This is a genomic window from Cupriavidus sp. MP-37 (genome assembly GCF_020618415.1).
Classification (GTDB): domain Bacteria; phylum Pseudomonadota; class Gammaproteobacteria; order Burkholderiales; family Burkholderiaceae; genus Cupriavidus.
The window spans coordinates 3,549,797-3,565,035 of sequence record NZ_CP085344.1 but is presented as its reverse complement, the minus strand read 5'-3'; the positions used below and the strand labels follow the sequence as shown (position 1 = coordinate 3,565,035).

Annotated in this window: 7 protein-coding genes; all 7 read right to left on the bottom strand. The window is 68.9% G+C overall.

Features of this window, described 5'->3' with window-relative positions:
* Window positions 1-28: 28 nt before the first annotated feature.
* The 7 genes from cobN to LIN44_RS16365 all read right to left on the bottom strand — a co-directional run bounded on the left by cobN (window position 29) and on the right by LIN44_RS16365 (window position 14,777).
* Window positions 29-4,045: a cobaltochelatase subunit CobN gene (cobN, locus tag LIN44_RS16395; protein WP_227312969.1), complete on the bottom strand. Its 4,017-nt coding sequence runs from the start codon at window positions 4,043-4,045 to the stop codon at window positions 29-31.
* 20 nt (window positions 4,046-4,065) lie between these two features.
* Window positions 4,066-6,345, bottom strand: coding sequence for a TonB-dependent hemoglobin/transferrin/lactoferrin family receptor (locus LIN44_RS16390; protein WP_227312968.1), 2,280 nt, complete (start codon window positions 6,343-6,345; stop codon window positions 4,066-4,068).
* A gap of 409 nt (window positions 6,346-6,754) precedes the next feature.
* Complete coding sequence (locus LIN44_RS16385; protein WP_227312967.1) at window positions 6,755-9,961, bottom strand: efflux RND transporter permease subunit; 3,207 nt, start codon at window positions 9,959-9,961, stop codon at window positions 6,755-6,757.
* Between the two features lie 3 nt (window positions 9,962-9,964).
* On the bottom strand, window positions 9,965-11,200 hold the full coding sequence (locus LIN44_RS16380; RefSeq protein WP_227312966.1) for an efflux RND transporter periplasmic adaptor subunit: 1,236 nt from the start codon (window positions 11,198-11,200) through the stop codon (window positions 9,965-9,967).
* A gap of 261 nt (window positions 11,201-11,461) precedes the next feature.
* On the bottom strand, window positions 11,462-12,100 hold the full coding sequence (locus LIN44_RS16375; protein WP_227312965.1) for an MOSC domain-containing protein: 639 nt from the start codon (window positions 12,098-12,100) through the stop codon (window positions 11,462-11,464).
* Between the two features lie 164 nt (window positions 12,101-12,264).
* Window positions 12,265-13,437, bottom strand: a complete 1,173-nt coding sequence (locus tag LIN44_RS16370; protein ID WP_227312964.1) for an MFS transporter — start codon at window positions 13,435-13,437, stop codon at window positions 12,265-12,267.
* Window positions 13,438-13,751: 314 nt separating this feature from the next.
* The gene (locus tag LIN44_RS16365) at window positions 13,752-14,777 is read right to left on the bottom strand and encodes a D-2-hydroxyacid dehydrogenase family protein (RefSeq protein ID WP_227312963.1); all 1,026 of its coding nucleotides are present in this window, start codon (window positions 14,775-14,777) and stop codon (window positions 13,752-13,754) included.
* Between the last annotated feature and the right edge of the window lie 462 nt (window positions 14,778-15,239).

The following is a 15,239-nucleotide window of genomic DNA, read 5'->3' as shown; positions in this document are numbered from 1 at the left end:
TTGAATGCGATGGATATCTGCGTTTGCCTCAGCGCCGTTCCGGCAGCCAGCCGGCGCGGGCATCGACCCGGCGCCGCCGCGCACTGAGCGCGCCGCCCGCGATCGCCGCCGCCAGCGCAATGCCGCCGGCCAGCCACGACAGCACCGGCACGATCTCGGCCGCGGGCGGCTTGCGCTCCACCAGCTCCATGCCTTGCACCGGCTGGGGCGGGTTCGGCGCGGGCGCGGCAGGGGGCTCGGGCGCGGGTGCCGCGGCGGCAGCCTGCCGCGGCGTCGGTGCCGCCGCCTTGCGCGGTGCCGCGGCGGGCGGCTGCAAGCCATAGCCCGGCGCGGCGGCGCGGGCCTGCTGCTCGCGATACTGGTTGAACGCGCGGTTGTTGCTGACGATATCGTGCCGTTGCGCCAGGTCTTCATAGCGCTGCGCCAGCGTCCGCAGCAGCTTGCTGTCGGCCTTCCAGTAGCCCTTGCGCGCGGCCTCGAGCATGCGTTCGATCACCTGCGCCTGGGCCTGCGGGGCGTGCTTCTCGAACCATTGGTTCAGGCCGAGCTGGTGCTTGTCGTTGACATAGACCTCGGCAAACTCGGTCCACTGGTCGTCGCGCACGATTTCTGGCGAGACCGCGGTCCAGCCCCAGAAATTGTTGACGGTGTCGAGCACGTTCAGCGCGCCGCTGTAGCCCTCGGCCTTCATGCCCTCGATCCAGCCGGGATGGAAGTAGCGCGTGCGCAGTTCGCTGGCGAGGAAGCCGGCGGCGGTCTCGGTGCGCGCCTGGCTGGCATCGCGCAGGTTGGAGATCAGCAGCTCCGGCGCCTTGCCGGTCAGGTGCCGCACCGCCAGGCCGATGCCGCCGAGATACTGGAACGGATCATCGGTGGTCAGCATGCCGTACAGGTTGGAGCTGCGCGCCAGCAGCGCGCCATCGACGCCCTTGAGGTTCTCGGCATACAGGTTGACCTGCGGCAGCGCCTCGCCCCAGTGCTGCTCGTCCGGGCCGTAGGCGTACTGCATGCGCGCGAGATACAGCTGCGCCAGCCTGGCATCGGCCTGGCGGCCGCTGCCGAAGGTGTCGGTGGCCATCGCGGCATCGTTCAGGCCGGTGCCGTAGTTGCCCGATTCGCTGGCGAAGATGCGGGTCACCGCGAGCGCGTCGAGCCGCTCGGCGGGGACATTCAGCTTGCTTAGCCGCTCACGGACTGCGCGGGTATTCGCGGCGACGACGTTGCCGGCTTCCGGTTGCGCGGCGGCGAGCTTTACCGCCTCGGCCAGCCACTTCATCAGGTTGGGGAAGTGGTCGCGATACAGACCGGTGGCCGACAGCACCACGTCGACGCGCGGTCGGCCAAGTTCCGCGGCAGCAATCGGCTCGACCCCGACCACGCGGCCGCCGTCGTCCCACTTCGGCCGCACCCCCAGCGCCGCCATCGCCTGCGCTTCGAGCATGCCCTGGTGGCGCATGGTCTCGACGCTCCACAGCGAGAACGCCAGCTTGTCGGGGTAACGGCCATGGCGCTTGCGCCAGTCCGCGATCATCGCCTCGGCGGCGGCCTGGCCCGCCTTCCAGGCTTCGCGGCTGGGGACCTTGGAGGGATCGAAGCCGTACAGGTTGCGTCCGGTCGGCAGCGTGTCGGGGTTGCGCACCGGGTCGCCGCCGGTGCCCGAGTGCAGGTGGCGGCCGGCCAGCGCGGTCAGCAGCCCCGCGTTCTCGGGCCTTGCATCGAGGCTGGCATAGAGCTGCCGCGCGCGCTGCATGTCTTCGCGCTGGCGCGCATCGCGCAGCTCGTCCAGCGAGGCGCCCTCGGCCACATAGCGCCGCACCATCGCATAGGGCGGTGTCTGCGCCAGCTGCGCATAGTCGACCGCGAACAGCTCTTCCGGCTCGTCGGGGAACACGCGCCTGAGCCAGTCCTTGCCGAGCATCGCCATGGTCGTATAAAGCCGCAGCCCTTCGTCCTGCGATTGCCCGAACGTGTGCAGGCCATAGGGCTGCAGCGCGCCGCCGAGTTCGTGCAGGTGGATATGCAGCGCATCGAGATAGCCGCTGAAATCCGCGCGCGCCCGCGCCGCGCTCCAGCCCATGTCCTCGAACAGATGCATCGACGCGCTGCGCGACAGGATCTGCTGGCGGATGGTGTCCTTCACCGCGCCTTCGTCCTGCTGCAGGTACGCATGCAACTGGTCGTGCAGCGCTACCAGGTCGGTATGCAGCCCGGCCGGCCGGAACGGCGGCGTCTGGTGGCTAACGATCACGGCGCGGCCGCGGCGCTTGGCCTGGATCGCTTCGCCGACGTCGTCGACGATATACGGATAGATCACCGGCACATTGCCCAGCACCAGGTAGGGCTGGTCGGTGACCGACAGGCCGCGCTCCTTGCCCGGCGTCCATTCCTGCGTGCCGTGGGTGCCGTAGTGCACCAGCGCCTCGCGCTCCTGGCGCGCCCACAGGTAGGCGGCCATGTAGAAGTGGTTCAGCGGCGTCGAGGTGGAGTGGTACAGCGCCTTCTCGTCCGACTCGTTGCGCTCGCCGCGCGGCGGCACCGGCATCAGCGCCACGTTGCCGAGCTGCAGCCGCGGGATCACGAAGCCGGCTTCGCCGCGGCGCGTGGTCGCCATCGCCGATTGCTCCGGATTGCCCCAGCGCTGCGCCACGGCAGCGCGGAACGGCGCGGGCTGCGCGTCGTACCAGCGGCGGTATTGCGACATCGGCATCCACACCGCGAGGCCGGCATCGAGCAGCGGTTCCAGCCTGCCGCTGCGATAGAACGGCGCCAGCAACGCGCCCAGGTCGCGCTGCAGCCGCGCTTCGTCGGCGGCCTCGGTGGTGTAGCCCGCCGCGCGCAGCGCCGCCAGCGTGCTGGCGAGGCTCTTGGGCAGGTTCAGGAACGACGCCGACAGGTTCTTCTCGCCGGCGGGATAGTTGTAGTACAGGATCGCCACGCGCTTGTCGGCGTTGGGCAGGTGGCGCAGCCGCGCCAGCGCCAGCGCCTTGTCCGCCACCGCATCGAGCTGCGCCGGCAGGCCGACGATGGCGCCGTCGCCCTTGGCCGTGGCGGCGGCCAGGATGGGATCGATCACGCCGGCCAGCTCGGGCTGCACCAGGTAGAACGGCGTATCGGTCAGGCTGATGCCGTGCAGGTCGTCCTGCCACGCCTGCGCGTCGCCCTTGCGGTAGGGCATGACCTGCAGCACCGGCACGTCGAGCTGCTCGAACTCGGCCTTGCGCCCGTGCGGGTTCAGCATGATCTGGCCGTTGACCAGCACGTCGACCAGCCGTTTGCCGCCGGGCATGGCCATGCGCGTAATGCCGTCGGCATCCATCACCGGACCGTAGAACGCCAGCACGCGCGCGTGGCGGGCTTCCAGCCGCGCGATCAGGTCGTCGATAAAGGCGCTGTCGAGGCCCGACACATAGGCCTGGTGGATGGCGATGCCGATCACCGGGCCGCTGCTGCCGGAGGCGGCCAGCGCTTCCAGCGGCGAGGTGGTGATCACGCCGGCGAGCCGGGGATGGTAGTAGGCGGCCTTGGGGAACACCACCGGCGCGGGAATGGTGGCATCGGCACGCAAGCGGAACTGCTGTGCCGCGATCGTGCGCATCATGGCGCCGAAGTTGCCGCGGCCGCCGTTGACGTAGTACGCATGCAGCCGGGCCGCGAGCTTGTCGTCGACGCCATGCGCTTGATAACGGTCGGTGGCGATCAGCACGCGCGGCACGCGCGCCTCGCTCCACAACGGGCCGAGGCGCTGCAGCATTGCGCTGACGATATGGTCGCGCGGCGCATCGACGATCAGCAGGTCGGCGTTGTGGATAAACGGTGCGACCTCCTGCGCCGGCATGCGCTCCAGGTACTGCGCTTCCAGCGTCATGCCCTGGGCCTGCGCCAGTTCGCGCAGCGGGCCGAACTTGCCCGCCGGCACCGGCGAGCTGGTCAGGATGGCGATGCGCGGCGTTGCCGCCTGCGCCGCGCCTATCCATATCGCGCCCATCCATACCAGCAGGCACAGCAGCGCCCAGAGCCAGCGGCCGGTCATGTTTTGTGGGGACATGCGAAGCTCCTTGCTGCCGCTCAGAACGACAGCTTCAGGCTGGCGGCGAAGGTGCGGCCCGGCTGCGTGTAGAAGTCCACGCCGGGCTCGGAGGCCGATACGCCGGTCTGGCGCACGTCGCCCCACAGCCAGTACTTCTTGTCGAACAGGTTGTTGACCGACAGCGCCAGGCTGACGTAGCGATTGAAGCGCCACCACGCCTGCAGGTCGACCACGCCGTAGCCGGCGGGCTTGAAGTAGGTGAACGACGAATCGTCGGTGCGCGTCACCGGACGCGCGCCGCGCCAGCGGATCGCGGCGCCCTGTCCCTGCACGCGCTCCCACGTCAGCCCGGCGCTGGCGCGCAGCGGCGACACACTGTTGAGCGGCTGGCCGGTCTGCTCGTTGTTGCCATGCGCGTACGCCACCGCGCCATCGACGCGCCATTGCGGCAGGAAGCGCCACACCCCGCGCCACTCGGCACCATAGATGCGCACGCTGGTCTGGTTGCGGTACTGGTAGGTCGCGCGCAGGCCGGGCAGGCACGCGGGGTCGGACGGGCAGGCCAGCTGCACCTGTTCGATAAAGTCGCGGTAGCGGTTGTCGAACAGCGCCACGCTGGTCTGCACGTTGTCGCTGGTATAGCGCGCACCGACCTCGAACGAGCGGCTTTTCTCCGGATCCAGGTTCGCATTGGGCGCGGCGCCATAGCCCTGCACCGGATTGCGGAAGCTGCCGTTGACTTCCTGGTAGTTCGGCGCGCGGTAGCCGAATACGTACTGCGCCCACAGGTTGACGCGGTCGCTCGCCTGCCACAGCGCCGACAGCTTGGGCGACAAGTGCGAATCGCTCTTGCTGACCGCCGGGCGGCCGCCGGCATTGTTGTAGACCAAGTCATCGCCATCGGGCGACAGCGAGTAATGGTCGAAGCGCAGGCCGGGCGTCAGCGTAAAGCGGCCATCGAAAAAGCGCATCTCGTCCTGCGCGAACAGGCCGGTCTGGCGCGTCTCGCCGGTAGGGAAGTCGTGGATCGGGAAATTCTCGCCGGCCAGCGACTTGGTGGTGGTGCCGGTGGTCAGGTTGCGCACCGTGCCGTCGCGCGCTTCCGACGAGCGCACGCGCAGGAAATCGACGCCGCCGATCAGCCGGTGCTCGACGCCGCCGGTGGCAAACGACTTGTCGCCCTGCAGGTTGAAGCCGGTCTGCTCCTGCTTGAAGGCAAAGCCCAGCGAGACGTTGCACAGGCTGGTGCCGCGCGTGGTGGCCGAGCAGCCGGTGCTGGTGTTGCTGCGCACCTGGCTGGTCAGCGTGGTGGTCTCGGACTCCTGGTAGTAGACCTGCGCGGCCAGGCGGTCGAGCACGCCGCTGGCCGGCTTCCACGTGTAGTCCAGGCTGACGCGGTCGCGGCTCAGGTCTTCATTGCCATTGGCGGCGGTGACGCGCGGCAAGGCCGTGGACAAGCGCAGCAGGTCAGTGTCGGTGTTGCCGTCGCGATGCTCGTAGGTAAACCTGAACTGGTGCGCCGGGCTGGCGTTGAGCACGATCTTGCCGAGCCAGGCCTGCGTGCGCACGTCCTGCGGGTTGGGCCGGGTGCGGTTGACCGAGTTGGAATCGTCGCTGCCCATGTTCTTCATTTCATGCGCGTTGCGGTTCGCATACATGAACAGGCCCTGCAGGGTGTCGCTGCCGCCGGCCACGCCGGCGCTCTGGCCGAAGCCATTGTCGATGCCGTTCCAGTTCAGCCCCAGCTCGCCGCCGACCTTGCGGCCCTGCATCAGGTCCGACGGATCCTTGGTCGCGTATGCCACCACGCCGCCGATCGCGTCGGAGCCATACAGGCTCGACGCCGGCCCGCGCAGCACTTCGACCCGCTTCAGGAACGAGAACTCCGGCGCATCGCGGGTCGAGCTCGAGATGTTCGACGGACCGCCGCCGTTGAAGAAATCCGGCAGCCTTACGCCGTCGACCATCTGCAGCACGCGGTTGTCCTCGATGCCGCGGATATTGATGCTGCCGGCGCCAAAGCGGCGGCGGTCGCGCGGCACGTCGATGTCCGGCTCGTCGGCGAACAGCCCGGCTTCGTCGACCGGCTGTGCGCGCTGGATCTGGCGCGCATCGCGCGTGGTGATGGTGGACGCCACCGCATCGGCGCGTTCTTCGGTGCGGGTGGCGGTGACCACCACCTCATTCAGTGCAGCCAGCGTAGTGGTGTTGCCAGCGCCGTCCGCGGCAATGGCTGGCGCGCCCAGCGCCGCGCAGACGGCGGCAACTGGCGTGACCCGGACGGTGGCGCGCAGGTGCGCCAGGCAGCGACGTTTCATGGATTCTCCCCAAAGAAATCGAACGCTGGCTGGCGGAAAACCGTAAAGGGTGGCTGGCTCGCGTGGAGGCGCTGCCCGGCAGGCTAGCCGCGGGTGACGCCGTTTTAGTTAACGAGAATTATTATCATTTAAGTCTGATAGGTAAAGGGCTTAGATCAACGCCGCTGGGAATGTGGCTGGGATGCCACATATTCGCTAGGGTCTGGTGGAAGTGGGAACAGGCAAGGGGCTGGAGAATGCTGCCGTCCTGGGTGGACGCTCCCCTCGCCCGCGAAGTGGGAGAGGGGTGGGGGTGAGGGCCGGAGTACCGACGAAGTTCAGGACGTCGGTATGCCAGCGCCTACCCTCACCCCCTGCCCCTCTCCCACTTCGCGGGAGAGGGGAGCAAACCGGCAGGCGACGGAAGGCGTCAGTGCTGCCGCACCGCCTCCGCGGACACCTTCTCCGGCAGCTTGTTGCCTTCCGCGTCGATCTGCAGCGGCCCGGTGCCGGAGAACTTGTCCAGCGCCAGGTAGATCACCGGCGTGATGAACAGCGTGATCACCTGCGAGAACAGCAGCCCGCCGACCACCGCCAGGCCCAGCGGCTGGCGCAGCTCGGCGCCGGCGCCCAGGCCCAGCGCCAGCGGCAGCGCGCCCATCACCGCGGCGAAGGTGGTCATCATGATCGGCCGGAAGCGCAGCAGGCACGCCTGCCGGATCGCCCGGGCCGGCGTCATGCCCTGTTCGCGCTGCGCCGCCAGCGCGAAGTCGATCATCATGATCGCGTTCTTCTTGACGATGCCGATCAGCATCAGCACGCCGATCACCGCGATCAGCGACAGCTCGACGTTGAAGATAAAGAGCGTCAGCAACGCCCCCACCGCCGCGGACGGCAGGCCCGCCAGGATGGTGAGCGGGTGGATGTAGCTCTCGTACAGCACCCCCAGCAGCGTGTAGATCACCGCGATCGCCGCCACCAGCAGCACGATCTGTGTCGCCTGCGACGACTGGAACACCGCCGCGTCGCCGCCCCAGCTGGTGAAGATCGAGGTCGGCATCGCGATCTCCTGCTTGTAGCGGTCGATGCGCGCCGAGGCGTCGCCCAGCGCCGCGCCCGGGGCCAGGTTGAACGACACCGTCACCGACGGCAGCTGGCCCTGGTGGTTGACCGCGATCGGGCCGACCCGGCGCTCGGTGGTGGCGAAGGCCGACACCGGCACCATCTGCCCGGTCTTGCTGCGCACATAGAGCTTGGAGAACGCGCTTTCGTCGGTGCGGTCGACATCGGCCGCCTGCAGGATCACGTAGTAGTTGTCGATCGGCGTGTAGATGGTCGACACCTGGCGCTCGCCGAAGGCCGAATACAGCGCGGTGCGCACGTCCTGCATCTGCACGCCCAGCGCATTGGCCTTGTCGCGGTCGATGGTCAGGTGGGCTTCGAGGCCGGACTGCTGCGAGTCGCTGGTGACGTCGCGGAACAGGCTGTCGGCGCGCATCTTCGCCATCAGCTGGTCGGAGTAATCCTGCAGCTGCCCGGCCTTCACGCTCTGCAGCGTGTACTGGTAGCGGCTCTTGCTCTGGCGCCCGCCCAGCTGCAGGTTCTGCACCGGCGCGAAGTACACCGCCAGGCCCGGCACGCCGGCAACGTCGCGCCGCAGTGACTCGATCACCTTGGGCATGGCGGCGCGCTCGCCGCGCGGCTTCAGTTCGACGAACATGCGCCCGGTGTTGATGGCCGGCGACGGGCCGCCGCCGATGGCCACCACGATGCTCTTGACCGCCGGGTTGGCGCGCATGCGCTCGGCCGCGTCGCGCAACCGCTCTGACATGGCATCGAACGAAATATCCTGCGGCCCTTCGGCGTTGACGCGGATCTGGCCGATATCCTCTTCCGGGAAGAAGCCCTTGGGAATGGCGACGAACAGCACCGCGGTCAGCACGAAGGTCAGGCCCGCCGCCACCAGCACGGTGCGCCGGTGCGCCAGGCACCAGTCCAGCCCGCGCGCATAGCGGTGCAGCGTGAACTCGAACAGGTTCTCGAACCACTGCGTCGAGCGCATGCCCAGGGTCTGCTTCTGCGCCACCGCGGGCTTGGCCGGCTGGCCCGGCGGGTGGTCGCCATAGGCGTGGTGCGACTCGTCCACCGGCACGTTCTCGGCCGACAGGAAGCGCGCGCACAGCATCGGGATCAGCGTCAGCGACACCAGCGCCGACACCAGGATCGACAGCGACACCACCGCGGCGAATTCGTGGAACAGCAGCCCGATCACGCCCGGCATGAAGAAGATCGGGATAAACACTGCCACCAGCGAGATCGAGATCGACAGGATGGTGAAGCCCATCTCGCGCGAGCCCACCAGCGCCGCCTTCAGCGGCGGCACGCCTTCCTCGATATGGCGCACGATGTTCTCGAGCATGACGATGGCGTCGTCGACCACCAGCCCCACCGCGAGCGTGATCGCCAGCAGCGAGACGTTGTCCAGGCTGTAGCCGAACGCTTTCATCAAGGCCACCGTGCCGATCAGCGAGATCGGCAGCGACACCGTCGGGATCAGCGTGGCCGCGGCGCGGCGCAGGAACAGGAAGATCACCATCACCACCAGCGCCACCGTCAGCGCCAGCGTGAACTGCACGTCGTGGATCGATTCGCGGATCGAGCGCGAGCGGTCGTTGACCACCGACACGTTGATCGAGCCCGGCATCTGCTGGATCAGGCGGGGCAGGGCGGCATGGATGGCGTCGACCACGGCGACGGTATTGGCGTCGGGCTGGCGCAGCACCGCCAGCACGATCGAGCGCTCGTTGTTGAGCCAGCTGCCGGTCTTGATGGTTTCGACGCTGTCCTCGACCTCGGCCACGTCGGACAGCCGCACCAGCGCGCCGTTGGGCTGGCTGGCGACGATGATATTGCGGAAGGCGTCGGCACTGGTCAGCTGCCGGTTGGCCTGGATCGTCAGGGTCTGGCGCGCGCTGTCGAGCGTGCCCACCGGCGTGTTGGCGTTGGCGCGGTTCAGCGCGGTGGCCAGTTCATCCAGCGTCAGGCCGCGCGCAGCGAGCGCGTCCGGGTGCGCGCGCACGCGCACCGCAAAGCGCTTCTGCCCGAAGATCTGCACCTGCGCCACGCCCGGCAGCGTTGCCAGCGTCGGCGAGATCAGGTTGTCGCCGAAGGCGTTCAGGTCGGCCAGGCTCATTGCCGGCGAGTTGATCGCCAGCAGCAGCACCGGCGCGTCGGCCGGGTTGACCTTGCGGTACGACGGCGGCGTCGTCATCTCGATCGGCAGCGAACGCTGCGCGCGGAACAGCGCCGCTTGCACGTCGACGGCCGCATCGTCGATATCGCGGTCGCTGTTGAACTCGATGGTGATGCTGGAGTTGCCGAGCGTGTTCGACGAGCTGATCACCGACACGCCCGGAATCGTCGCGAACTGTTTCTCCAGCTGCGTGGCCACCGACGCGGCCATGGTCTCGGGGCTGGCGCCGGGCAGGGTGGCGGTGACCTGGATCACCGGCGAGTTGAAGCTGGGCAGCGCCGCAATGGGAATGGTCGGATACAGCACGATGCCGGTGACCACCACCGCCAGGCACAGCAGCACCGTCATCACCGGACGGCGGATGCAGAGTTCGGAGAGCGTCATGGCTCAGTGCCCCGCGCTGGCAGGGCGGGCAGCGTCGGCGGCCGAGGCGCCGCGGGCCGCGGCCTCGCGCACCAGCGCGCCGGGGCGCAGGTTCTGCGTGCCTTCCACCACCACGCGGGCGCCGGGCTGCACGCCCTCGACCACGGCCGCGGCGGCGGTAGTCGTCACCACCCGCACCGGCACGCGCGCCACCTTGCTGTCGGGTTGCACCACATAGACGAAACGCCCCTCGGGGCCGGTCACCACTGCCTGCGGCGGCACCGACAGCGCGTTTTTCAGGGTCTGCACCACGGCGCTGACGGTGGCATAGGTGCCCGGCCACAGCCGCTGTTCTTCATTGTCGAACTGCGCCTTGACGCGGATGGTGCCGTACTGGGGATCGACGGTGTTGTCGACGAAGCTGATGCGGCCGGTCACCGGCGCCGGGTTGCCGTCGTTGGGCTGCGCGGTGACTTGCACCGGGCCGGCGCGCAGCGCCCCGCGCAGCGCGGCCAGCTGGCGTTCGGGCAGGCTGAAGGTGACGGCGATCGGCTGCACCTGGGCGATGGTGACCATCGGCTGGGTGCTGTTGGGCAGTACCAGCGAGCCCGGGAAGGCGTTGATCACGCCGGTGCGGCCGCTGATGGTGGCGCGGATGGCGCCATAGCTCACCGCCACGCGGCTGGCCTCGATCGCGGCCTGGTCGGCGCGCACGGTGGCGGCCAGGCCGTCGGCCCGCGCCTGCGCGGTATCGACCGCGCTCTTCGAAATGAAATTGCGCTGCAGCAGCTCCTGGCTGCGCGCCAGCGCGCGGCGCGCATCGGCCAGGTCGGCCTGGTCGCGCAGCAGCTGCGCCTGCGCCTTGGCCAGGTTGGCCTCGTCCATGCGGGTATCGAGCGAGAACAGCAGGTCGCCCGGCTTGACGGTCTGGCCTTCCTTGATATGGACGGTGCGCACGGTGCTGGACACCTGCGGCCGCACCTCCACCGTGGACAGCGCCGTGACATTGCCGTTGGCCGAGACCTGCAGCGGCACGTCGCCCTGCTGCACCGGCGCGGTAGACACGACGGCGGCCGCGGGCGGCTTGGGCGCGGGCTTCGGCGCCAGCCACGTGCGCCACGCAAACCAGCCCAACCCGGCGACGGCCAGCACTACGACCACCGCCAGCCACGGCGACACGCGGCCGCGCCCGGTCCCGGCGGCCGCCCTCCAGTTGCTGTCGACGAAGCCCTTGGGCTGGTCGATCCTGTCAGATTTCATGTTGTGTGGACCCTCTGCCCCGCGTCTTCAGCGCCACTCCCCGTGTACCGCCCGGCATGTTGTGCCCAGATGTTGCCGGTGCGTGTCGCGCAAAGACTCTACTAGTACCGCGCTTCGCCCGCCGGAGCCAGCGCCGCGTATTACAGTCCGTTACAGAGGTGCAAGGGTCTGGTAATGCCCGGCGCCGGCAAACGCCGTCCGGGCCACAGGGGAGGCCGGAGATGTGTGTAGCGGGGCGCTTGTATGGTTAGACAAACATTATCAGAAAAGCTGCCGCCGGCCATCGCGGCGCCACTGATTTACGCTGTCGACCGACAATTCCCGTGGTCCGGCCTGCACAATCACCGCGTCGCCGGCGCGCACTTCGCCCTTCAGCACCACGCTGAGGTAGACCCCGGAGTAGCCGCTCTGCACCATGTCGCGCACCGCGTGGCGGTAGCCCAGCGCGGCGTTGAACTTGTAGCAGGGCTGGCGCGGCGCTTCCACCCGCAGCAGGGCGGTGCCGACCCGCACCAGGTCGCCGATCCATAGCGCGGACTCCAGCAAACCCTCCAGCGTCAGGTTTTCCCCCATCGCGCCGTAGGGCAGCGGCGGGCCGGAGTCAGGCTGCGCGCAGGCGCGGCGGCGGGCATTCCACCACGCGTAGTGCTCGGACGGGTAGGCGTAGACCGCCTTGTCGAGGCCGCCGTGCACGGTCAGGTCGCCCTGCTCGTCGCCCGCCAGGCCCAGTGGCTGCACCTGGACCCGCAGCGGATGCAGCAGCGTGCTGACCGGATGCTTGCGGATGCCCGACAGCACCACCGCCTCGGTGCCCGCGCCCGCCACCACCAGCGGGATGGCCTTGCCCAGGCTGACCGCCAGCACGCGCGCAAGGCCCGGCCAAGGTCTCGAATCGCTCACGTGCGCCCCCGCTTCGTGGTTGTGGAAAGGGATGTGGATAAGCTGCGGATATCCCTGAGGATAACGGGGCGGATAAGGCTGTGGACAAGTGCTTGGTGCGGTTCCTCACAAGGCGCCGGCGGGGGATCGCGGCGCCCGTTTCAGACCGGAACCCCAGACCGGAATCAGAGCTGCCGCGCCGCGTGCGCCGGCTGCCAGCGGCAGCCCAGCAGGCGCGCGCGCTGCGACACCGCCAGCGCCGCCAGCATCAGCGCCGCCGCGCCCCAGTGCAGCGTGTCCGGGCCGGCCAGGGTATAGATCGCCGCGCCCGCCATGGCACCGGCGGCCTGCCCCAGGTAGATCGACGAGGAGTTCAGCGAGATCGACACCGAGGCCCGCTCCGGCGCCAGCAGCACCAGCCGCGCCTGCTGCGCGCTGTTGGTGGCAAAGCCGCCCACGCCCCACAGCATGAACAGCGCCACCAGCGCCACGCTGCCCAGCCCGGCCAGCGGCCACAGCACCATCGCCGTGATCGAGGTCAGCAGCGTCACCTGCACGATCCGGCTCGGCGTGACCCGGTCCATGCGCGACGCCGCCATGGCGTTGCCGAACACCCCGCAGGCACCGTAGGCCAGGAACATCAGGCTGAGCGCGCCGCCGCTGATGCCATAGACGTCGCGCATCAGCGGCGCGATATAGGTAAACAGCGTAAACATGCCCGCCGACGAGATCATGGTGGTCAGCACCACCAGCATCACCGGCTTGTGGCGCAGCACCGCGCCCCAGGCCTCGCGCCCGGCCGGCGGCACCATCAGCCCGCGCGGCAGCGCGCGCCATACCGCCGCCGCCACCAGCAGCGCCATCACCCCGACCAGCGCCATGCTGACGCGCCAGCCCAGCGTGCTGGAAATCCACGTCCCCAGCGGCACGCCCACCACGCTGGCGACGCTCCAGCCCAGGAACACGAAGCTGATGGCGCGCCCGCGGGTCTGCGCATTGACCAGCAGCGGCAGCGTGGCCGCGGTCTGCGGCGTATAGATGGCCGCCCCGATCGCGGTCAGGAAGCGGATCGCCATCAGTGCGGCAAAGCTCGGGGCCAGCGCCGCGGCCAGGTGCATCACCCCATAGACCAGCAGCGAGCCGGCCAGCAACAGCCTGCGGTCGATGCGCGAGCCCAGCGTGGCGAACAGCGGCGCGCCCACGCAGGTGGCCAGCGCAAACACCGAGATCAGCTGCCCGGCGCTGGCCGCGCCCAGCCCGAAATCGCCGGCAATGTCGTTCAACATGCCGGTCACGATCATGGCACCGGTGCCGATGACGAAATTGCCGACGCAGAGCGTCACGAGCCTGGGGTCCATGCCGGTCTTGGATAGTGGAATGGCGCGGGGGGCGCCTTGTTTTCTTAGGGGCTGCCGCGGCCATTGCAGCCGGCGGTTAGGGAAGTCCCGAGTGTAGCGGCTTCGGGAAATTCGCGTTCGCGGGGAAATCGGCGCCAGCCGCAGCCAACACCATGCGAACCGGGCTCCCCTCTCCCGCGAAGTGGGAGAGGGGTGGGGGAGAGGGCCGCAGCGTCAACGGCGTGACGCACGTCGGTATGCCAGCGCCTGCCCTCTCCCCCGGCCCCTCTCCCGCGAGCGGGAGAGGGGAGCAAACCCGCAGTAATGGAAGCGCTTCAGCGCGTCAGCACCGGCGCCAGCGCCTTCGGATTGACGATGCAGTCGTGCTTGCCGTCCAGCACATCGAGGATGTTCTGGAACGCCGTGCGGAAATACAGCTCGTAGCTGTCGCGTTCCACATAGCCCAGGTGCGGCGTGCAGATGCAGTTTTCCATGCGCAGCAGCGCGTGGCCCTGCAGGATCGGCTCGGATTCGAACACGTCGACCGCCGCCATGCCGGGGCGGCCGCGGTTCAGCGCGGTGACCAGGGCGTTTTCTTCCAGCAGTTCGGCGCGGCTGGTATTGACGAACAGCGCGGTCGGCTTCATGGCCGTCAGGTCGGCCTGCTTGACGATGCCGCGGGTGTCGTCGTTCAGGCGCAGGTGCAGCGACAGCACATCGCTGTCGGCGAACAGTTGCTCCTTGGACGCCGCCACCTCCAGGCCATCGGCGCGCGCGGCTTGCTGCGACGCCTCGCGGCCCCAGACCAGCACCTTCATGCCGAAGGCGCGGCCATAGCCGGCCAGCAGCCGGCCGATCTTGCCGTAGCCCCAGATCCCCAGGGTCTGGCCGCGCAGCACCTGGCCCAGGCCGAAATTGGGCGGCATCGTGGTCGATTTCAGCCCCGACTGCTGCCACGCGCCGTGCTTCAGGCTGGCCACGTACTGCGGAATGCGGCGCTGGGCGGCCATGATCAGGGCCCAGGTCAGCTCCGCCGGCGCCACCGGCGAGCCCACGCCTTCCAGCACCGCCACGCCGCGGTCGGTGGCGGCATCGAGGTCGATATGGCTGCCGGGCCCCGCGCCGACCCGGCCGGTCTGGCTGATCAGCTTAAGTTTGGGCAGTTTTTCCAGCAGTTGGCGCGTGATGCGGGTGCGTTCGCGTATCAGCACCACGGCTTCCACGTCCGACAGGCGCGCCGCCAGCTGGCCCACGCCCTTGACGGTGTTGTTGAACACCTTGACGTCGTGCCCCTCCAGCAGGCTGAAGCAAGGCAGCTTGCGCACGGCATCCTGGTAATCGTCGAGTACGGCAATCTTCATCGGCAACCCTGGTTATCTTCGGGACGTTGTGTGCCAGTTGGTGCGCGCGCCCACCGAGACGCGCGCCGCCCGACAGTATTGTTGTGAAACGTTTGCGAACCCGCACCGGCGTGCCGCAACCCTGGCGCGGCACGGCGCAAATCGCGCGCCAGCCCACGCCGGCAATTGTTGCGCAGCAAAAAACAGGGGGGTGCGCCAGTGGTATCCTTGCCCGCTCCGGTGCCGCCGCGGATTGTCGGTCGAGCGTTGCTCCCGTCACGCGGCTGCCTCCGGACAAAGCCCGGCCGGCAACTGCAGGCCCGGCCGCGCGGGCGAAGCGCCACTGTAGCGCAGCCGCCGTGACCGCCGCGACCTTTTGCGCGAACCGGGCCGCCGCGGAGTTGTAACGGGATGTGACGCTGCCGATGCGGTCCCTGCAGTGACACTGCGGCATGGCGGTTTCCGGCCCCGGCACGCATGACG